General features: G+C 58.2%; 20 protein-coding genes and 1 tRNA gene. 13 read left to right on the plus strand and 8 right to left on the minus strand.

All coding sequences use genetic code 11. The annotated features are described in order from the left end of the window. Positions 1-118: 118 nt before the first annotated feature. The 10 genes from AC2FH9_RS10200 (at position 119) to speB (ending at position 11,170) form a co-directional block, all read left to right on the plus strand. Positions 119-1,390, plus strand: a complete 1,272-nt coding sequence (locus AC2FH9_RS10200; protein WP_496871425.1) for an imelysin family protein — start codon at positions 119-121, stop codon at positions 1,388-1,390. A 128-nt stretch (positions 1,391-1,518) separates the two neighbouring features. Beyond that, on the plus strand, positions 1,519-1,812 hold the full coding sequence (locus tag AC2FH9_RS10205; RefSeq protein ID WP_142635828.1) for a (2Fe-2S)-binding protein: 294 nt from the start codon (positions 1,519-1,521) through the stop codon (positions 1,810-1,812). Next, positions 1,760-2,245: a bacterioferritin gene (bfr, locus tag AC2FH9_RS10210; RefSeq protein WP_142635826.1), complete on the plus strand. Its 486-nt coding sequence runs from the start codon at positions 1,760-1,762 to the stop codon at positions 2,243-2,245. The genes AC2FH9_RS10205 and bfr overlap by 53 nt, the downstream gene beginning before the upstream one ends. Beyond that, positions 2,205-3,746 carry a di-heme oxidoreductase family protein gene (locus AC2FH9_RS10215; RefSeq protein WP_496871426.1) on the plus strand — a complete coding sequence of 514 codons (1,542 nt, stop codon included), beginning with the start codon at positions 2,205-2,207 and terminating at the stop codon, positions 3,744-3,746. Before bfr ends, AC2FH9_RS10215 begins: the two co-directional genes overlap by 41 nt. After that, positions 3,746-4,756 (plus strand): imelysin family protein, encoded by a 1,011-nt coding sequence (locus AC2FH9_RS10220; RefSeq protein ID WP_496871428.1) that lies wholly within the window; start codon positions 3,746-3,748, stop codon positions 4,754-4,756. The genes AC2FH9_RS10215 and AC2FH9_RS10220 overlap by 1 nt, the downstream gene beginning before the upstream one ends. A 3-nt stretch (positions 4,757-4,759) precedes the next feature. Then, the gene (locus tag AC2FH9_RS10225) at positions 4,760-5,842 is read left to right on the plus strand and encodes a DUF1513 domain-containing protein (RefSeq protein WP_496871430.1); all 1,083 of its coding nucleotides are present in this window, start codon (positions 4,760-4,762) and stop codon (positions 5,840-5,842) included. A 99-nt stretch (positions 5,843-5,941) separates the two neighbouring features. Beyond that, positions 5,942-7,831 carry a biosynthetic arginine decarboxylase gene (gene speA / locus AC2FH9_RS10230; RefSeq protein WP_496871431.1) on the plus strand — a complete coding sequence of 630 codons (1,890 nt, stop codon included), beginning with the start codon at positions 5,942-5,944 and terminating at the stop codon, positions 7,829-7,831. A 21-nt stretch (positions 7,832-7,852) separates the two neighbouring features. Continuing rightward, positions 7,853-9,076 (plus strand): saccharopine dehydrogenase family protein, encoded by a 1,224-nt coding sequence (locus AC2FH9_RS10235; RefSeq protein WP_496696201.1) that lies wholly within the window; start codon positions 7,853-7,855, stop codon positions 9,074-9,076. Between the two features lie 85 nt (positions 9,077-9,161). Beyond that, positions 9,162-10,331 carry a carboxynorspermidine decarboxylase gene (gene nspC, locus AC2FH9_RS10240; protein ID WP_496750090.1) on the plus strand — a complete coding sequence of 390 codons (1,170 nt, stop codon included), beginning with the start codon at positions 9,162-9,164 and terminating at the stop codon, positions 10,329-10,331. Further along, positions 10,328-11,170, plus strand: a complete 843-nt coding sequence (gene speB / locus AC2FH9_RS10245) for an agmatinase (protein ID WP_496696204.1) — start codon at positions 10,328-10,330, stop codon at positions 11,168-11,170. Before nspC ends, speB begins: the two co-directional genes overlap by 4 nt. Here the strand turns inward: speB and AC2FH9_RS10250 are convergent. The 3 genes from AC2FH9_RS10250 to AC2FH9_RS10260 all read right to left on the minus strand — a co-directional run bounded on the left by AC2FH9_RS10250 (position 11,167) and on the right by AC2FH9_RS10260 (position 13,650). After that, complete coding sequence (locus AC2FH9_RS10250; protein ID WP_496871663.1) at positions 11,167-11,757, minus strand: HD domain-containing protein; 591 nt, start codon at positions 11,755-11,757, stop codon at positions 11,167-11,169. The two genes, speB and AC2FH9_RS10250, sit on opposite strands and share 4 nt — an antisense overlap. 108 nt (positions 11,758-11,865) lie before the next feature. Next, positions 11,866-13,005: an LPS export ABC transporter permease LptF gene (gene lptF, locus AC2FH9_RS10255; RefSeq protein WP_142635808.1), complete on the minus strand. Its 1,140-nt coding sequence runs from the start codon at positions 13,003-13,005 to the stop codon at positions 11,866-11,868. Positions 13,006-13,167: 162 nt separating this feature from the next. After that, a complete protein-coding gene (locus tag AC2FH9_RS10260) occupies positions 13,168-13,650 on the minus strand; it encodes a MarR family winged helix-turn-helix transcriptional regulator (protein WP_496676356.1) in 483 nt (160 codons plus the stop codon). A 77-nt stretch (positions 13,651-13,727) separates the two neighbouring features. Here AC2FH9_RS10260 and AC2FH9_RS10265 point away from each other — a divergent pair, with 77 nt between their 5' ends. Together AC2FH9_RS10265 and AC2FH9_RS10270 are read left to right on the plus strand one after the other, a co-directional pair. Continuing rightward, complete coding sequence (locus AC2FH9_RS10265) at positions 13,728-14,609, plus strand: EamA family transporter (protein ID WP_496871432.1); 882 nt, start codon at positions 13,728-13,730, stop codon at positions 14,607-14,609. Positions 14,610-14,682: 73 nt separating this feature from the next. Then, complete coding sequence (locus AC2FH9_RS10270; RefSeq protein WP_496750087.1) at positions 14,683-15,702, plus strand: hypothetical protein; 1,020 nt, start codon at positions 14,683-14,685, stop codon at positions 15,700-15,702. A 144-nt stretch (positions 15,703-15,846) separates the two neighbouring features. Here AC2FH9_RS10270 and AC2FH9_RS10275 read toward each other — a convergent pair. Further along, positions 15,847-15,922 (minus strand) — tRNA-Trp (locus tag AC2FH9_RS10275). Positions 15,923-16,065: 143 nt separating this feature from the next. Here AC2FH9_RS10275 and AC2FH9_RS10280 point away from each other — a divergent pair. Continuing rightward, entirely contained in the window at positions 16,066-16,773 is a 708-nt protein-coding gene (locus AC2FH9_RS10280; RefSeq protein WP_496696211.1) for a lysophospholipid acyltransferase family protein, read from the plus strand. Here the strand turns inward: AC2FH9_RS10280 and AC2FH9_RS10285 are convergent. From AC2FH9_RS10285 to AC2FH9_RS10300, 4 genes are read right to left on the minus strand one after another with little or no spacing between them, the layout of a single operon-like run. After that, positions 16,770-17,015, minus strand: coding sequence for a MoaD/ThiS family protein (locus tag AC2FH9_RS10285; protein ID WP_281972450.1), 246 nt, complete (start codon positions 17,013-17,015; stop codon positions 16,770-16,772). The genes AC2FH9_RS10280 and AC2FH9_RS10285 overlap by 4 nt on opposite strands. Beyond that, positions 17,008-19,263 (minus strand): xanthine dehydrogenase family protein molybdopterin-binding subunit, encoded by a 2,256-nt coding sequence (locus AC2FH9_RS10290; protein WP_496871435.1) that lies wholly within the window; start codon positions 19,261-19,263, stop codon positions 17,008-17,010. Before AC2FH9_RS10290 ends, AC2FH9_RS10285 begins: the two co-directional genes overlap by 8 nt. Further along, positions 19,263-19,742 carry a (2Fe-2S)-binding protein gene (locus AC2FH9_RS10295; RefSeq protein ID WP_496786062.1) on the minus strand — a complete coding sequence of 160 codons (480 nt, stop codon included), beginning with the start codon at positions 19,740-19,742 and terminating at the stop codon, positions 19,263-19,265. Before AC2FH9_RS10295 ends, AC2FH9_RS10290 begins: the two co-directional genes overlap by 1 nt. Further along, the gene (locus AC2FH9_RS10300) at positions 19,739-20,605 is read right to left on the minus strand and encodes an FAD binding domain-containing protein (RefSeq protein WP_496786060.1); all 867 of its coding nucleotides are present in this window, start codon (positions 20,603-20,605) and stop codon (positions 19,739-19,741) included. Before AC2FH9_RS10300 ends, AC2FH9_RS10295 begins: the two co-directional genes overlap by 4 nt. Positions 20,606-20,678 lie beyond the last annotated feature (73 nt).

Consider the following 20,678-nt stretch of genomic DNA (forward strand, 5'->3'; position numbering starts at 1 on the left):
TCACAATTTACCTGCCTATAAAACTCAGGTTGACTTAGTTGACTATTTCTATCAGTTAATTGGCCGAACGTAGCATCGCGCGAACCCATTGTTATCTGACAAGAAAGACTACCCCCCAATGAATACCCCCCTGATCCTGACAAGCGCCGTGGCTCTGATGACCGCCACCTCTGCTTTTGCAAACGAGACCCCCTCGAAAGCAGATGTTCTGAATACCTACGCCAATATCGCCGAGGCGAAGTACGATGACAGCCTGATTGCAGCCAAATCGCTGCAGCGCGCCGTGACCGCGCTGATTTCCGAACCAAACGACGCAACACTGAATGCCGCCCGTTCCGCTTGGATTGCGGCCCGCGTCCCTTATCAGCAGACCGAGGTTTATCGGTTCGGAAATGCGATCGTTGATGATTGGGAAGGTAAAGTGAACGCATGGCCCCTGGATGAGGGCTTGATCGACTATGTAGACACCACCTACGGCGGCCCGAGCGACGAGAATGAGTTCGCCGCATTGAACGTCATCGCCAACCCAAGCTTTGAACTTTCAGGCGAACCAATCGATGCCAACGACATCACCCCGGAACTATTGTCGGGCACTTTGCACGAGGCAGACGGGATCGAGGCCAACGTCGCCACTGGTTACCACGCGATTGAGTTCCTGTTGTGGGGCCAGGACCTTAACGGCCACGGTGAAGGCGCGGGTAGCCGTCCATGGACGGACTATGCCCAAGGTGATGCCTGCACCGGCGGTAACTGTGACCGCCGCGCCCAGTACCTTGAGGCCGTGACTGAACTGCTGGTCACCGATTTGGAATGGATGGCGACCCAGTGGCAGGACGGAGGCGCGGCACGAACCGCCCTGACCGAAAATGAGAGCGCAGGAATAAGCGCGATCCTCACCGGAATGGGCTCGCTGTCCTATGGTGAGCAGGCCGGTGAGCGGATGCGTCTTGGCTTGATGTTGAACGATCCCGAGGAAGAGCATGACTGCTTCTCGGACAACACACATAACAGCCACTACTATGATGGTCTTGGCATTCAGAACGTCTATTTAGGCAGCTATGCCCGCATCGACGGAACTCCTGTCAGCGGCGCATCGCTTTCGGACTTGGTGATTGCCTCCGACCCATCTCTGGACGCCGAGATGAAGCTGAAGCTGGCCAACACAATGCAGGCGCTGGGTCGGATCAAATCCACAGCCGAGGCCGGGTTCGCCTATGACCAGATGCTGGAACGCGGCAACGAAGGTGGCGAAGTTTTGATCATGGGCGGTGTGAACGGGCTGGTGGACCAGACCAAGACAATCGAGCGGATCGTCACCATTCTGGACGTCGATCAGATTGAGTTCGAAGGATCAGAAAGCCTGGACAACCCGACGGCTGTTTTCCAGTAAACCTAGCGGTTCGGGGGCGGAGGACTATCCCGCCCCCAACTTATTTTCGGCTAACTGACAGTATGCCGCAGGACACGCAGTTAATAACTGACTAATATAGTCAGAATACAATCCAGAGCGCCACCTCCATGATCGTCTGCCATTGCACCAAGATCACAGACACCGAGATTCATGCCGCCATCGACTGGATGCGCGTTTCCGACCCTAGGGCAGTCATAACCCCTGGCAAGATCTATCATGCCCTTGGAAAATCAGCGGATTGTGGCGGATGCATGCCGCTTTTCCTAGACACCATGCGCGCCAGCGATAATCTGGAAGTCCCCATGCAGCTTTGTGCATTACGCACCAAGGCATCACAGGAGAGTGTAGATGAAGGGCGATCCCAAAGTCATAGAATACCTCAACAAATCTCTGCGGCATGAATTGACGGCAGTCAGCCAGTATTGGCTGCATTACCGTCTGCAAGAGGATTGGGGCCTGACCCACATGGCAAAGAAAAGCCGTGAGGAAAGCATCGAAGAGATGGGTCATGCCGACAAGCTGATCGAGCGCATAATCTTTCTGGAAGGTCACCCCAACCTGCAGAAACTGGACCCGCTTCGGATTGGACAGACCCCGAAGGAAACTCTGGAATGTGATTTGGCTGCCGAGAATGATGCGCGTGCCCTGTACGTTGAGGCCCGTGAATATTGTCGAGAGGCGGGCGACTACGTCACTATGTCTCTGTTCGAGAACCTGATCAGTGACGAAGAAGGCCATATCGACTTCCTCGAAACACAGCTTGATTTGTACGAAAGGATTGGCGAAGCCAATTATGCGCAACTTAACGCATCGAAAATGGACGAAGGCGAGTAAGCTCTCGCTTGTAGCGGTGGCTGCGATTGCAGCCACCCCGATCCTGTCCGCTGAACTGCAGGATCTGCATCTCAACTTCCAACCCAAAACCGAAGATGAAAAGGCCCGGATCGCGGATGTGATCGCCGCGCCCACGGATTTCGACGCCGCGCAACGGTTCGAGGACCTGCCCGCCGGTGCCGCAACCGTAAGGGCACGTCAGGACGCAGATGCATTTTCGCAACCTTCGGGCAATCTGAAATTCGAACAGGAACTGGATTTCAAGGTCGGCAACGGGCTGTTCAAGAAAATCTGGGTGTCCTCGCCATCCTCGACCCTGGCCTCGGACGGGTTGGGGCCGCTGTACAATGCGCGGTCATGCCAACGATGTCACATCAAGGACGGGCGCGGCCACACACCAAATGGGCCCGATGACGGGGCTGTTTCGATGTTCCTTCGGGTCTCAATCCCCGGTGGCGGCACAATCGATGAAATCGCGGACTACATCGCCACTCAGCCCGAACCCAATTACGGCGGGCAGCTGCAGGATCTGGCCCTTGCGGGCCACCCTGCCGAGTACCGGCTGGACATCACCTATGAAGACCTTCCTGTCGCGCTATCAGACGGCGAAACGGTCATTCTCCGCAGCCCGACCTATACCGCGGCGGATCTTGGATATGGCCCGCTGCACCCCGAGGCGATGCTGAGCCCGCGCGTGGCTCCGCAGATGATCGGTCTGGGATTGCTTGAGGCAATTCCCGTGCAGGACCTGCTGGCCCAAGCCGACCCGGATGACGCGGATGGCGATGGTATTTCCGGCCGCCCCAACATCGTTTGGTCAACCGAATACGGTGAACCGATGATGGGCCGGTTCGGCCACAAAGCCGGGATGCCTACGATAATGGAGCAGTCTGCTGCAGCTTTTGCAGGGGATATCGGCATCTCAAGCCCGCTTTACCCTGCTGGCCATGGGGAGTGTACGGAATTGCAGGTGGATTGCGTCGGCGCGCCCCATGGGGACAACGATGACCGCGTGTTTGAAATCGACCAACTGGGCATGAACCTCGTTGCGTTTTACAGCCGCAATCTGGGCGTACCCGCGCGGCGCGATATCGGTGACCCGCAGGTCCTGCACGGCAAGCAGGTGTTCTTCGATACCGGCTGCGCCTCGTGCCACACGCCATCCTATGTCACCCACCGGATGGACGACCGGCCCGAGCACAGTTTTCAGCTGATCTGGCCCTATACGGATCTTCTGCTGCATGACATGGGCGATGGTCTGGCCGACAACCGACCCGAAGCACGCGCAACAGGCCGGGAATGGCGCACACCCCCGCTTTGGGGGGTCGGCCTGACGGGGCAGGTCTCTGGCCACACACAATTTCTGCATGACGGGCGGGCGCAGTCGCTGTTGGAAGCTATTTTGTGGCACGGCGGAGAGGCACAACCGGCGCGCGACACCGTTGTGTCTATGCCAAAACCCGACCGCGACGCTTTGATCCGCTTTCTGGAGAGCCTCTGATGCGTGCCCTCGGCCTGGCCATTGCCCTTATTCTGCCCCTGTCAGCCTTGGCGCAAAATCCCAGCCAGATCCTGACAGATGTTGTTGAAGGGCACATTCTTCCCGGATACGTACAGCTATCTGACGCAACAGCTGCGCTGGATGCGGCAGCGCAGGCGGATTGCACAGCCGCTTCACCGAACCTTCGTGCAGCCTATCACCTGGCATTCGACCGCTGGGTCACGGTAAGCCACTTGCGCTTTGGCCCCTCCGAAGTCGATGACCGCGCATTTGCGATGGCATTCTGGCCAGACACAAAAGGATTTACGCCTAAAACCCTATCCGGCCTGATTGCCACCCAAGACGCGGTGGTTGACACCCCCGAGTCTTATGCCGAAGCTTCGATCGCGGGACGCGGGTTTCTTGCACTTGAAATGATGCTATTCGACCCAGCCCTCGCGGATCAGGGCGACAGGGCCTATCGATGCGCTTTGATCCAGGCGATTGCTGCAGATATAAACCGCAATGCCAAGGCGATGGATCACGACTGGCAACCTTTCTCTGCCAACCTGACCATGCCCGGCGGAGACAGTCCTTACCGGTCTGCTGATGAGGCCATGCAGGAACTTTATAAAGCTCTGATCACCGGATTGGAATTCACTGCCGAAACACGCCTTGGACGCCCCATGGGCACCCTAATGCGCCCCCGCCCCAATCGGGCCGAAGCGCGCAGGTCTGAACGGTCACTACGCCAGGTCGAACTGTCATTGATCACGCTGCGCGATCTGGCCACCCGGCTGTCCGCAGATCATCCGCAGATTGCCGCTGATTTGGATAATGCGTTCGACAAGGCTATCATCCGCACGCGTGAGTTAGACGACCCTACACTGGCCGGTGTCTCGACACCTTCGGGTCGGATACGGGTCGAAGCCTTGCAGCAGATGATCAACGACATCCGCACGATTGCAGCAACCGAGCTGGGCCCGACCTTGGGTATCAGCGCCGGGTTCAATTCGTTGGACGGGGACTAAGCCATGACAAGCCGCCGTCAATTCCTTGCGGGCCTGGCTGCAGCCAGCCTTGCCCCGACACAAGGCTGGTCGACTGTCGGCGCGCCGGATTTCCTGGCGGCGGCGCTGTTTCCGGACGGCACCTATCGGCTGGCGGGCCTGAGTTCTGACGGCGGTATCTTATTCTCTCTCCCCCTGCCGGCGCGCGGCCATGCCGCTGCGGCGCATCCCTCACGCGCGCAAGCCGTGGCTTTCGCCCGCCGCCCTGGCACCTTTGGCGTGGTGATCGATTGCAAGAGCGGAACCCAAACCGCACGGATGGATGCTCCCAAAGGCCGCCATTTCTATGGCCATGGCGTGTTTTCCCGAGATGGAACCCATCTGTTCACCACCGAGAACGACTATGAGGCCGGTGAGGGTGTGATTGGCGTCTGGGACTCGGAGGACTACACGCGGTTGGGCGAGTTTTCTTCGGGCGGGGTCGGGCCGCATGATATGCGGCTCATGCCGGATGGGGAAACTCTGATCATCGCAAATGGCGGCATTGAAACACATCCTGAAATGGGCCGAACCAAGCTGAATCTGCCCATCATGCAACCGCGCCTAAGTTATCTGAGTCTGTCAGGCTCGGTCCTGGAACAGATCGAGCTGCCCCGGACACTGCATAAAAATTCGATCCGGCACCTTGCCGTTCGATCCGACGGTCTGGTCGGGTTTGCAATGCAATGGCAGGGCAACAAGTCAAACCACCCGCCTTTGCTGGGACTGCACAAAAGAGGCGAGGCTCCGCGCCTGCTCGCAGCCCCGGAATCGGTGCAAAGTGCCTTGCAGGGTTACGCTGGCAGCATTGCTTTTGCCGGGGACGGCAAAACCATCGCCATCACCTGCCCTCGCGGCAACAGTTTGCTCCGGTTCGACAGCTTGACCGGTCAACTTAACGACACGACCCCGCTTGAGGATGTCTGCGGCCTGGGTGCCGGGCCTTCCGGTTTTGTCTTCACCACAGGCACCGGACTGGTCGGAGCGCTTACTGCCAAGGCCCGCATTTCAGCCCGGCCGGATTGTCAGTGGGATAACCATCTGGTTCCCGTTGGTCTGCCTGTATAAATTCGGAAAAACCCGTCACATAGATTACACTTGGACGAATCGAATTGCTGCCGTATTGGCGGGCGCGAAGCAGGCACCCTAGGTTAAGGACAGACTTGATTGAAACAGACGCCCGACGCACCGCATTCCATCTACGGGGTTGAGAAATGGGGCAAAGACCTCATCGAGGTGACGGAAGACGGCGAAATCGGTCTGCGCAATCCCCTTGCGCCCGAGGCCGAGGCGATCAGCCTGCCCGGCATCCTGCGTGATCTGGACGATCGCGGCATCAAGGCCCCGATGATCCTGCGCGTCAGCTCCTATCTGGAGCACGAGATTGTCCATATTAACGAATGCTTTGCAGAGGCGATTGCCCGGGTTGGGTACAAAAGCAGCTATCGCGGTGTCTTTCCGATCAAGGTCAACCAACAGGCTCAGGTGGTCGACCGGATCGTCGAGTTTGGGAAGAAGTACAATTATGGCCTTGAGGCTGGCTCAAAACCGGAACTTGTGGTCGCGCTTGCCCATCGTCTGGCCAATGAGGCGCTGATCGTCTGCAACGGCGTCAAGGATGCCGAGTTTATCCAGCTGGCCATCCTCAGCCGTAAAATCGGGTTCAATACGGTGATCGTGCTGGAAAGCCCGAAAGAGGCCGACACGGTGATCGAAGTCTATAACCAACTGGGCATCGAACCGCTGATCGGCGTACGGGTTAAACTGACCAACCAGATCAGCGGGAAATGGGAAGAAAGCTCGGGCGACCGTTCCGCCTTTGGTATGAACACCGATCAACTGGTCGCCACGGTGGACAAGCTGAAGGCCGCCGGATTGCTGCACTGCCTGAAGCTGCAGCACTCGCATCTTGGATCGCAGGTGCAGGACGTCAACGACGTGCGCCGCGCCGTGGGTGAGGCCTGCCGATACTATACCGAACTGACCCGCGAAGGCGTACCGCTGACCCATCTGGACTTGGGTGGCGGCATGGGCGTGGATTACACGGGCGAAAAGAAAGCCGCCGAAAACTCGATCAACTACACGGTAGAAGAATACTGCGCCAACGTGGTCGAAACCGTGGCCTATGCCATGGATGAAGCCGAGGTTGAGCACCCCACATTGGTCACCGAAAGCGGGCGCGCTATCGTTGCGACCTCATCCATGCTAGTTTTCAACGTGCTGGAAAGCACGCTTTATGACGCGCCAGACGGCCCTGAGGTCGAGGCGGATGATCATCACTTAGTCTCGGACCTTGCCGCCGTGCACGGATACCTCTCAAGCGACCGTCTTCAGGAATGCTGGAACGACGCCACTTTTTATCGCAACGAGCTGCGCGCCCTGTTCCGCCGCGGATATATCGACCTGCGCCAGATGGCGCGCGCCGAACGCATTTATCTGTCATTGATGGCCCGCCTCAAGGCGTTGGCTGCCAGTGATGAACTCGACACGGATGTCGACGAACAGTTGGAAAAAGTGGCTGATATCTATCACTGCAACTTCTCACTGTTCCAATCGCTGCCCGACGTCTGGGCCATTGACCAGCTACACCCGATCGTGCCGCTGCAGGGTCTGAACGAAACGCCCGACCGCCGCGCGGTGCTGTCCGATATCACTTGCGACAGCGACGGCAAGATTGACCGGTTTATTCTGGCCGACGGTGTCTCGCCCAGCCTGCCGGTACATTCCCTGCCCGAGAATGACGAATACTTCATGGGCGTCTTCTTTGTTGGTGCTTATCAGGAAACGCTAGGCGATCTGCACAACCTGTTCGGCGACACCAACGTGGTTACCATCGACCTGCGCTCCGATGGCGGTTTCGATCTGCTGCACGAGCAAGAGGGCGACACCATTGGTCAGGTCCTGTCCTATGTCGAGTTTGATCCGGCCGACTGTGTCGCCGCCTTCCGCAAAATGGTGGACGAGGCGATCTCGACCGGTACTCTGCTGGCCAAAGACCGCAAAACCCTGATGAGCGCATATCGCGACTCGATCAATGGCTACACCTATTACGAATAACCCCCGAGAGGAGATGACCCCATGGGAACTTTGAGTGGCAAAACGCTGGTTGTCGGCGCGGGCGGCGTCTCTCACGCTGCGGTGCACAAGATGGCGATGAATTCGGACATCTTCACTGAAATCACGCTGGCCAGCCGCACCAAGTCGAAATGCGACGCCATTGCCAAGGCCGTGAAAGAGCGTGTGGGCGTTGATATCGCTACTGCGGAGCTGGACGCTTATAAGGTCGCGGACACGGTCAAACTGATCAAGGACACCGGTGCCGAGGTCCTCGTGAACCTGGCCCTGCCCTATCAGGACCTCGTGCTGATGGACGCGTGCCTTGAGGCGGGCATCCACTACATCGACACCGCGAATTACGAGCCCGAGGACGAAGCCAAGTTCGAGTATCACTGGCAATGGGCCTATCACGATCGGTTCAAACAGGCAGGACTGACCGCCATCCTCGGTTCGGGCTTTGATCCGGGCGTGACGTCTGTCTTTGCGACGTGGTTGAGAAAACACAAGCTGGATACGATCCGCCAGATCGACGTTCTGGACGCCAATGGCGGCAGCAACGATCAGGAATTCGCCACCAACTTCAACCCCGAGATCAACCTGCGTGAGGTTCTCGCCGAGGTGCGCCACTGGGAAGGCGGCGAATGGAAACACTCCCCCGCCATGACCCATAAGGTCGAGTTTGACTTCCCCGCCATCGGCCCCAAAAACATGTACCTGATGTATCACGAGGAGCTGGAGAGCCTCTCCACCCACTTCCCCGAGATTGAGCGTGCCCGCTTCTGGATGACCTTCGGCGACGCCTACATCACCCACGCCAAGGTGTTGGAGAATGTCGGCATGACCCGCATCGACCCGGTGATGCACGACGGTAAAGAGATCATCCCGATCCAGTTCCTGAAAACCCTACTGCCCGATCCCGGCGATCTGGGTGCGGAAACGAAGGGCAAGGCCTGTATCGGCGATATCGCCACGGGTCAGGCCAAGGATGGCTCGGGCGAGAAAACCTATTACATCTATAACATCTGCGACCACGAGGAATGCTACGCCGAGGTCGGCAGCCAAGCGGTCAGCTATACCACTGGTGTTCCGGCCATGATCGGTGCCGCGCAGGTTCTCAAAGGCAACTGGGTGCAACCCGGCGTTTGGAACATGGAACAGCTCGACCCCGATGATTTCATGGACATGCTGAACGAACATGGCCTGCCGTGGCAGGTCCACGAACTGGACGGCCCGGTCGAGTTCTGATCCGCCAAGTTTCATCTGGCCCTAAATACCTCGGGGGGTCCGGGGGGCAGCGCCCCCGCCCTCTCCAAATTCGGAGACGCCTGATATGTCCGACATGATGACCACCCAAGCAGGCGATGCCGGTGCTTTCCGCAATTTCGACCTTAGCCGCGTGCCAACGCCTTGCTTTGTGGTCGACGAAAAAGCAGTTGAGCAAAATCTGGCTATCTTGTCCGACGTCGGCAGTCAGTCAGGTGCGCAAGTGCTGAGTGCGCTCAAAGCGTTTTCGATGTTCTCGCTTGCGCCGCTGGTCCGCCAACATCTTGACGGCACCTGCGCCAGCGGTATCTATGAGGCGCGTTTAGGCCGCGAAGAATATGGCGGCGAAGTCGCCACCTTCTGCGCGGGCTACAAGGAAGCGGACATGGATGAAATTCTGTCGCTGTCCAACCATGTGATCTTCAACTCGCCCGCGCAAAAGGACCGGTTCCTAGCCAAGGCACAGGCCTCCAAAGTACAGGTCGGCCTGCGCATCAATCCCGAACATTCCGAAGGCGAGATACCCAAATATGACCCCTGCGCGCCCTGTTCGCGTCTGGGCACACCGGTCAGCCAACTAAGCCATGAAATCATGGTTGGTGTGGACGGCCTTCATATGCATACACTTTGCGAACAAGGGTTCGAGCCCTTGATGCGCACATGGGAAGCCGTTGCACCAAAACTCGCCCCGTTCCTGGGTCATCTCAAATGGCTGAACTTCGGCGGTGGCCACCATATCACCCGTGACGACTATGATCGTGATGGGTTGATCGCGTTCATCAAGGAGATCCGCGAGACCCATGACGTCGACGTCTATCTTGAACCCGGCGAGGCTGTGGCACTGGATGCGGGGATTCTGGTCGGTGAAATCCTTGACCTGCCGACCAATGGCATGACCCTTGCGATCACCGACATTTCGGCCACCTGCCACATGCCGGACGTGATCGAAGCCCCCTATCGCCCGGCCCTGATGGACGAGGCCGAGGCAGGCCATACCTACCGTCTGGGCGGCCCGTCCTGTCTGGCGGGGGATGTGATCGGCGACTATACGTGGGATAAACCGCTTGAGATCGGCCAACGCTTTGCCTTCCTAGATCAGGCGCATTATTCGATGGTCAAGACCAACACCTTCAACGGTGTCCCCCTGCCCACAATCGCCCTGTGGAACAGCGAAACCGGCGCGTTGAAAATTATCAAACAGTTCGGCTATGACGACTTTAAAGAGAGGCTCTCATGAGCGTTTTCTTCGACAGTGAATTGACCACATCGGAACGGACCGAAAACGCCCGGTTTCGTGTAATCCCAGTACCGCTGGAGCGCACGGTATCCTACGGCTCGGGTACAGCCGGTGGCCCGGCGGCGATCATCGAGGCCAGCAACGAGCTGGAGCGCATTACCGGCCTTGCCGAGCCTTGCATAGCGGGCATTTTTACTGAGGAACCTTTGAACTGTGACGGCCCTATGCCTGCAGTGATGGAACGCCTTGCCCTGCGCACCGAAGCCGCCATTCGCGCTGGTAAAGTGCCGGTCACTCTGGGCGGTGAGCATTCGCTGAGCTACGGTGCGGTGATGGGTGTGGCCCGCGCGTTGAACCAACCGATCGGGATCGTCCAGATTGATGCGCATGCGGACCTGCGCGACACGTATCAGGGTGAAAAGCACAGCCATGCCTCGGTCATGCACCTGCTGGCCCAAGAAGGCGTCCGACTGGCCCAATTCGGCGTCCGGGCCTTTTCGACCGAAGAGGCGCAGAGCCGGGTGAAGAACAGCGTGTTCCACATTGATGCCGAGGAGCTGGTCACCGGTAACATCAACGCGGTCGATCTGCCCAAGGATTTCCCCGAACTGGTCTATGTCAGCTTTGATGTCGACGGGCTGGACCCTTCGCAAATGCCGGCCACAGGAACACCCGTGCCCGGCGGCTTGGGCTATTATCAGGCGCTACAACTGGTCGAGCATGCCCTTCGGGGGCGCAAATGCGTGGGGTTCGACGTGGTCGAGCTCGCCCCGGACGGCAATGCCGCCTGGGACTTTACCGCCGCACAGATCGTCTACCGTCTGATGGCCGCCTGCTAACCTTCGGCGGTTTCGTTCAACTCCATATGCCCCTCGCCGCGGCTTAGGACACGGCGCAGCATCGGCTCGAAGAACTCCAACGGTTTGGTCGGGTAATCCGGATCGAACGCCTTTTGGTCGTATTCATGGCAGAAATAGCGGCAGTCCTCCCAATAAGGACTGTCGCGGTACTTGTCTCGGGCGTTGCGGTCTCCGCCCAGGTGGTGATTGTAGTAATAGCCCTGGAACACGCAGTGATGTTTGAGGATCCAATGGGTTTTCTGGCTGACATAGGGCTTCATCATCGCCGCTGACAGCTCTCCATGGTTATAGGGAGACAGGATATCGCCGGTGTCGTGGATCAGCGCTGCGACGACCAGCTCTTCTTCCGCCCCATCCTCATAGGCGCGCGTCGCGGCCTGCAGGCTGTGCTGATAGCGGTTCACGGGATAGGGCGTCCAATCCTCGTCCAGCGAACGGATCGCATCCAGAATCCTGTTCGGCAACGCGGCGTTATAGGCCTCTTCGTATTCCATGACGGCGTCCCAATCGGCCTTGGTCGCCTCTTCAAAGCTGGTCCAGGTGGGTTTGTGGGTTTTGTCCAGCATGGTCCGGTCCTTTTGACTGATCATTCAACCGCAGCCTAACGCAGAAAACCTGAGCGAAAAAACGAATTAGCTTGGCCGAAGAACATTACGCCGAAATGCGCCGTAACTTCAGGCTTGGGACAATGCCCGCGAGTGTTTTCTTGCGCGCACGCGCAGAAGCGGACGACCTGCAATCAAAAGAAACAGGCACGAGATCAATATGCCCATGACGGCAGGCAAATAGAGCAATAGCCACAATTTCGGGTCTTCGATCACCAACGGAGACACAAAGCCGCGCATACCTTCCAAAAGGACCAGAATTATGAATGCTCCAAAAATCTGTGGCCACAGGCCAAATCTGGAAAAGCTGCCCAACATAAGGGTTGCATAGCCCGCCATTGCGACCGCGATACAAATGGTAATCCACGAAAATCGCTGATGCAGCTCGTCGATCAACGCCCCCTCAGTGAACCCTTCTGCTGCCGCAATCGCAGCCCGGTCGCGCAACAGCTCTGCGGTGGGAATGGCCTCGAGGCTTCGCTCGGCCGCGTTGTCGGTACTCGTCAATTCTGAGATGTCATAGGACGCGTCCTGAAACAGTGTAGACGACAGGGTACGTCCCTGCCGGTCCTGGCGCAGGGCAACCCCGTCAACCATCACCAGATGAATGCCCGAGCCGTTATTGACCAGATAAGCTGTTTGGCTGGAATAGCTGACCGGGCTGGTTTTATCCCGCCGGTCCGAAACAAAAACTTCGCGCAAAGTCCCGTCCAGATCAATCCCCCCAATATAGACGGTCACGTCACTTGCAGGATGCAGGAATTCGCCTTCATTCAATAACTGCGCTGTGACGTCACCCGCCACTTCGGCCTGCCGTTTTTCCAGTAGATCGACCGAGGCTGGGCGCAGGAAAACACTGATCGAGGCCATCATCAGACCAGCAACAAGACCGAACAGAACCACAGCGCGAGCCAGCCGCCACGGGCTGGAACCTGTGGCCAGCATCACCGTAAGCTCGCTTTCACGGCTCAGGCGGTTGGTGGCATAGACGGCCGCTGCGAATACGGCCATGGGCATCACCGTACGGATCAGCGTCGGCAAAGTAAGAGCGGTAAATTCAAGAAACACCATGGCCGATTGACCACCGCTGATGACACGGTCAAACAGGCTGACCGAGCGGGTGATCCAGAAAACCCCCACCAGAATCAGAGTGAAAAAGCCGAACAGAATCAGCAGTTGCCGCAGGAAGTATCCATCGAAGCGCGACATGTATCCTCATCCGGCTACCTGAAATTCGTTTGAACAATATGCCAATCCCCTGACCGAGGAAACCGCATAGCCCAAGAATTATAGAAATTGAGCCGTGCGCACTAAAACGGCTTATGCCATATCGGAATTGGCACCCCGGTCCAGCATGCTTACCAGCCCGGATCAGTCCAGCGTTTCAGACAACGATCTGAGCAGGTGATTGAGCTGATCGCGCTGTTGCAGGGACAAACCCTGAACCAGGCGCTGCTGAGTCTCTACATGATCCGAAACGGCGGCCTCAATCGCTTTGAATCCGTTTTGGGTAAGACGGATCAGGAAGCCCCGGCCATCCTCAGGGTTTTGCACTCTTTCGACCATCCCCGCCTTAACCAGTTGATCGACGCGATTCGTCATTGTGCCGGACGTCACCATTGTAAGCTCCAAAAGCTCGCCAGGTGAAAGACCCTCTGGCTTGCCAGACCTTCGCAACGTGGCAAGGACATCAAAGCTGGCAGCGTTCATGTCATGAAGAGCCCAAGTATGCTCCATCGCCCTTCGCAACTGAACCGCCAACCGCGTCAGTCGACCAACGGTTTCCATCGGCCCCACATCCAGGTCGGGCCGGGCACTGTTCCACTGCGCGATAATTCGCTCCACATGATCCATGAATTCTGGCTAGCCCAACTTTATCTTGACGTCAAGATTTTACAATATATCTTGACGTCAAGATAAAGGGATTCGCCATGAGACACCAAACCGACATCGCCCTAACTGCTGTTGCCCCTTTGATCTGGGGTAGCACCTATTATGTTACGACCGAATTTTTGCCCGCCGGATATCCGATCACGATGGCCGCGCTGCGTGCGCTGCCTGCCGGACTGCTGCTGCTAGTTTTGTCCCGTCAACTTCCAAGGGGTCATTGGTGGGGCCGCATATTCATTCTGGGCGCGCTCAATTTCACCGTGTTCTGGACCCTGCTTTTCGTCGCGGCTTACAGGCTCCCCGGTGGGGTCGCAGCCACTGTCGGCGCGGTACAACCTCTTATTGTAGTCTTCCTGTCGGCATTTCTGCTGAACACCCCGGTTGGGCTGAGATCGGTCGGCGCAGCGCTGCTGGGGGTGATCGGCGTCGGGTGCCTTGTCCTCGGAACAGCTATCAATCTTGATACGGTTGGCCTGATCGCTGGACTGGGTGGCGCCCTTTCGATGGGGGCAGGAACTGTCCTGACGCGCAAATGGCAACCGCCGGTGCCGCTGCTGACATTTACCGCTTGGCAACTAACCGCCGGCGGGCTGTTGCTGGTGCCGCTTGCACTGATATTTGAGCCCGCCTTACCAGCGCTTGAAACAAACAGCCTTCTCGGAATTGGATATCTGAGCGTCATCGGGGCTGCCCTGACCTATATCCTGTGGTTCCGAGGCCTCGCCCGGATCGAACCCTCTGCGGTCTCGGCACTTGGCTTTCTCAGCCCGTTATCCGCCGTAATGATTGGTTGGGTCATGCTTGGGCAAAACCTGACCTTTGTGCAGATCGCCGGTGTCTGTATCGTACTTTTGGCGGTCTGGCTGGGGCAAATGGGCAAGCGTACCGGCCGTTCGATTGTCACCATCAGAAAGCCCGCCTGAAACTCCAGGCATCGATGTACGAGTTTTGTGCTAAACTGTGTGCTGTGCAACGCCCGGGCAAGAAAGGTATCACGTGTCAAAAAGCCGAGTAAAACCGCGCTATTTTGCCATCGCCCTGCTGCCGGTATGTGTTTTCGCAATCCATAAACTGATCCAGAACCAAATGATCGCCAATGAACTGGACGTCCCAGTGAACTTTGTGTTGAGCGGTAGCTCTTGGCGGGAAGCCGTTGGTCGATTTCGATTTCTTGCCGCGTCCTGGTTCTTTTTATCGCTGGCCTTGTTGCCCGTGGCAGTCTTGTTCCGGACCCTGTCACGCCCGATCGAAAAAAGCACCCGGATCGCGGCAATCGCGATTGTAGTCGCCATCGTGTTTCTGGCTCTCGTGCCAACCATTCAAAAGCATATGACCGACCAAAGCCCGCAGATTTACCACCAGATCGGCAAAGCCGTTTTTGAAACAGCATTGTCGCAAGGCACCTTACCGGCATGTTCCGGTTCGGAAGATAGCTGGATGTTTGGGAAATGCGGGCAGGCCCCTGTTCTTTCACTGTTCAACCGTATTCTGGACCTGGTAAATGCAATGGCCGGCCTTGCGATCGGGTCGCTGATTGTCGGAATGATATTGTGTCTTGGACGGCATGAATCTCAGGACATCGAAGCAACCGCAGCTGAGCTGGCGCAAAACCTGCGGCAGATGCGGCAGCAGCTCTACCTGTCCAGTCTGGTGCTGACCTTCGGCATGTTCTTTGCCGCAAGCTGGATGTACTGGCCCTTGCCCATGATCGCTGAATCAGAAAGGGCCGCCTATAGCGCATTGCTCAACGCATCGGCCTTGTTCACCGGCACATATTTTTGCTTGCTAATGCTCAGCTACTTTCTTCCCGTGGCAGTCCTTCTGGACGGAAGAATTTCTAACCTCGCTTTGGCTGCACGAAATCAGGGCGGCAAAGACCAGGCATTCGACATTGATGACTGGAGATCGTCGCATAAGCTGACAGAAGGCACAGGTGACATCATCGGCGCCGGCTTCGCCCTGACGGCCCCAATCTTGGCCGCTTTTGCCGGTGGCATATCACCGATTTTGGGTTAGACCGTGATTTGTTGAGCAACCAGAACGCGGTTTATCGCATCGGTCGAATGCTCTGCTGGTCCAAGTTGTAACAGCTAGGCTGCGCAAAGGGTCACGCGAGTCCCATTCCGCCCAAGCGGCACAAACTTCTGGAAATGGAGAGAATGGCAGGGGCAGCAGGGTTCGAACCCGCGACCTACGGTTTTGGAGACCGTCGCTCTACCAACTGAGCTATACCCCTAAGGTGCGCCTCAAATATGCCAGCCGCGCGGCGGACTCAAGAGGCTTTTTCAGATTCCTCCTCAGTTATGCGCACGACAAACAAGTTGCGTATAGCGTTGAGTTCTATAAGACACGGTTTGATCAATATGAGGGTCACCATTCGTGAGTATCCGCAAGAAAATCGCCGATAGCGAGGCCGTCCTGAATTGGACCGCCCGCCGCATCGCGAGCTATATTCGGATGGTCAACCGCAACACCCAATGGCAACGCATCGGCTATGAAGAGCTGGACCAACTGGCCGATCAGGGCGAGCCGGTCATCGTTGTCCTTTGGCATCAGCGACTGGCACAATCGCCCTATTTCTTTCCGTTGGATAAGGGGCGTATCTGCTCGATCACATCCTCGGCGCGCGCTGGCAGCATGGTTGGTCGGGTGCAGAAACTGTTCGGCATGGACACCATCGCCATGACCAGCAAAAACGCCAACAACATCGCGGTGTCACGCGAAGTGATCGGCAAGATCAAGCGGGGCATTTCCATCGGTATCGCCGCTGACGGCCCGCGCGGTCCGGAACGGGTGCTGTCGACCGTGCCTCTGGTTTGGGCACGCACCTCGGGCAAGCGGGTCTTCGGTATCACCTATTCCGCCCGCCACGGCAGCGAGGCCGGAACCTGGGATCGCCTGCTGATGCCGCGCCCCTGGCGCAACAAAGGCGTGTTTCTGTGCCGGGAATGGACCGAAAACGTTCCCCGCAAGACCAGTGAAGAAGAACTCGAGACCCTGCGGTTAAGCCTTGAGGCGCATATGAACGACATCACTGCCGAAGCAGACAGGATGGTCGGGCGCGAACCCTGGTTACCCAAGGGCTAACCGCCGCGCAGCCTTTGCATCAGATACACTTCGCTGCCTTCGGGGATCGGTTCGGTCAACCCGCTGGCGATCACGCGCCCATTGATTGAGATGGATACACCGGCATCTATCGGCGCCTGAAGCTGCGGATGTACCCGCGCGAGCGCCTGCAACAACTCGCCGGTGGTTTTAGCCTCGACCTCGACCACCTGCTGACCCCCGGTCAAAGACCGGAGGCCGGACCACAGGTGAACCTCAACCATTGTCCTTGAGCGCCGCCAGAATGCGCGGCGGTGACATTGGAAGTTGTTTCATCCGCACACCCGCCGCGTTCGAAACTGCGTTGGCGATGGCTGCCAGCGGCGGCACGATGCCGGTCTCGCCCACGCCGCGCACACCAAACGGGTGGCCGGGATTGGGCACTTCGACGATCACCGTGTCGATCATCGGCAGGTCGCTGGCGACCGGGATGCGATAGTCGAGGAAGATCGAGTTCTGCAGACGACCATCCTCGCCATAGACATATTCCTCGTTCAACGCCCAGCCGATACCTTGCGCCGCGCCGCCCTGATATTGGCCTTCGACATAGGTCGGGTGGATGGCCTTACCGGCGTCCTGGATGACCGTATAGCGAGTGATGCTGGTCTTGCCGGTTTCCGGGTCGACCTCGGCATCGACGATATGGGTGCCGAAGGACACGCCTGCGCCCTCGGGCGTCGCTTCGAAATGGCCCGAGATCGGACCGCCGGTCGCGCCCATATCAGCGGTGATATCAGCCAGCGGCATCGGGTCGAAATCACCTGCATTGGGGCCCGAGGGCACCGCGCAGCCGTTTTCCCATTTCACCGCATCCACCGGGATGCCCCACTTGGCCGCCGCCCGTTCGCTGAGCTTTTCGACCGCGTGCCGGGCCGCCTTGATCGTGGCCAGACCCGAGGCATAGGTCACGCGCGATCCGTGGCTAACGTCATTGTATCCCAGCGTCGCCGTGTCCGCGATGGTGACGCGGATATTCTCGTAGGGAATGCCCAGAACCTCGGCTGCCATCAGCGCCATCGACGCGCGCGAGCCGCCGATATCGGGCGTGCCGACCATCAGCTGGGCCGAGCCGTCCTCGGACAGGGCAAGCGACACCGATGTCTCGCCGCCGTGGTTGAACCAGAATCCACAGGATATCCCACGCCCCTGCCCTGGTTTCAGTGGCGCAGAATAGTGCGGATGCGCCTTGGCGGCCTCAAGCGTTTCGACCAGACCGATGCGTTCGTAGCGCGGGCCATAGCTGGCCTTCGTACCTTCGTAGGCGGCGTTTTTCAGACGCACGTCCACGGGGTCCAGACCCAGTTTCTTGCACAGCTCGTCAATCACCGACTCAACAGCAAAGGCTCCCATCGGTGCACCGGGCGCCCGGTAGGCCGCTTGTTTCGGGCGGTTGGCCATGACGTCATAGCCCACCTGCTTGACGTTAGTCAGGTTATAAGGAGCAAAGGCACACATGGCCGTCATATCACCCGGCGCGCCGGGGAAGGCCCCACCCTGCAGGCGGAACACGCCTTGCGCTGCGGTGATCGTGCCGTCTTTCTTCATCCCGATCTTGATATCCATCGACGCGGAGGCCGTCGGACCGGTGGCCCGGAATACCTCGGATCGGGTCATCACCAGCTTGACCGGGCGGTTGGCCTTGCGGCTCAGCGCCAGCGCGACCGGCTCGATGAATACGGTTGTCTTGCCACCAAAGCCGCCGCCAATCTCGGACGCCGTCACCCGCAGTTGCGATGTTTCGATCCCCAGCAAAGCCGCACAGGTTTTCTGCGCGATCCAGTGCCCTTGGGTGGTGCACCACAGCTCACCCTTGCCGTCATTTCCCAGCGTCGCCAAACAGGCATGAGGTTCGATATAGCCCTGATGGGTTGCCTCGGTGACGAAGCTGTCTTCAACGACCAGATCCGCCTCGGCAAAACCGGCTTCGACATTGCCATGCCCGCTTTCGTGATAGCGCACGACGTTCGGGTGCATCCCTTCGGGCACGGAATAATCCGCCGCCCCCTCGCGTATAACCGGAGCGTCCGGAGCCATCGCTTTGTCGACATCGGTCACATGGGGCAGCACCTCATATTCGACCTCAATCAGTTTGAGTGCGTCACGCGCCGACAGCGCCGAAGTTGCCGCAATAGCTGCCACCGCGTGGCCGTCATACAGGGCCTTCTCGCCTGCCATAACGTTTTCCAGCACGTTCCAGAACTCACCTTCAAGACCGGGCTTAAACGGCACCTCAGCGAAATCGTCACGGGTCACAACGGCTTTGAAGTCTTTATGCGCTTGGGCCTTGGAGGTATCGATCTTTACGATCCGCGCATGGGCATGGGGCGAGCGCAGAATAGCCCCGTGCAACATGCCCGGCGCGGTGGCGTCAGCGCCAAATTTCGCGCGCCCCGTGACCTTGTCCAGCCCGTCAGGGCGGTTCGGTCGGGTACCAACGAAAGTGAATTCAGATTTGCGATCGTCGAGTGCCATTACGAAGCCTCCCGCAGGTCTGCCGCTGTATCCATCACGGCGCGAATGATCTTGTCATACCCGGTACAGCGACACAGGTTACCGGCCAACCAATACCGTGTCTCTTCCTCGGTCGGGTTCAGGTTCTTTTCCAGCAACGATTTGGCCGCGACCAGAATACCGGGGGTACAGATACCGCATTGAAGAGCGGCATATTCAATCATCTTCTTCTGCAGCGGATGCAGAACGTCCCCGTCTGCAAGACCTTCGACGGTCTCGATCTGTTTACCCTCTGCTTCGATCCCAAGCATCAGGCAGGAACAAACCAAACGGCCATCGACAGTTACGGAGCAGGCACCGCAATCGCCGGTGCCGCAGCCTTCTTTCGCACCGGTCAGGTTCAGCTTGTCGCGCAGACAGTCCAGCAGGGTCTCGCGTGGGTCACACAGGTATTCGACCGTGTCACCATTGACGGTGGTGGATACGTGGAACTTGCTCATGCTTGCTCTCCCTTGGCGCGGGCATAGGCGATTTTCGCGGCGCGTTTGGCCAGAACCCCGGCCACTTCGGTACGGAATGCGATTGTGCCGCGCTTGTCGTCGATCGGGTTACAGGCAGTAGATGCGGCAGCGGCAAGCGCGTCCAATGCAGCATCGTCAAGGGTGCTGCCCATGATCGCCTTGGCGCAGTCTTCGACAAGCAGAACAGTCGGAGCCACGGCACCCAGAGACACGCGGGCCTCGGTGATGGTATCCCCGTCCAGACGGAGATTCACACCAACGCCAACCACCGCAATATCCATCTCGGTCCTTGGGATGAACCGCAGATAGGCATCACCTCCGTTTTCGCCGCGTGCAGGAATATTGACCGCCGAGATCAGTTCACCCTTGGCCAAGGACGTTCTGCCCGGGCCGGTCGGAATATCTTCGACGGCAACCTCACGGGTGCCACTTGGTCCGGTGACTGTCACGGTCACGCCCGCTGCCACCATGGCTGGCACCGAATCCGCCGCAGGCGAGCCATTGCACAGGTTGCCAGTCAGCGTCGCCCGCCCCTGCACCTGAGTCGATCCGATCAAATCCATCGCTTCGACCACGCCGGGCCAGTCAAGGCCCAACCCAGGATGTTCGCTCATTTCCGCACCCGTCGCCGCCACGCCCAGCGTCCAGCTGCCGTCAGCATTGCGGGTGATATCGCTTACGCCATTGATTTTCTTGATGTCTATCAATGTATCAGGCGTCACCAATTCCGAGCGCAACTGCACCAGAACATCGGTGCCACCGGCAAGAAACCGTGTAACGCCTTTTGCATTTTCTGCCAGAGCCGACGCCTCGGCAAAGCTGGCAGGGCTGTGATAATCCATGATTTTACCTCGCGCCTGTTGGTCAGGATCCACTGGGGTTCGCAGGGACGTTAGTGCAGCAACACACTGGCGT

It is taken from the genome of Ruegeria sp. CDSC081 (assembly GCF_059610485.1).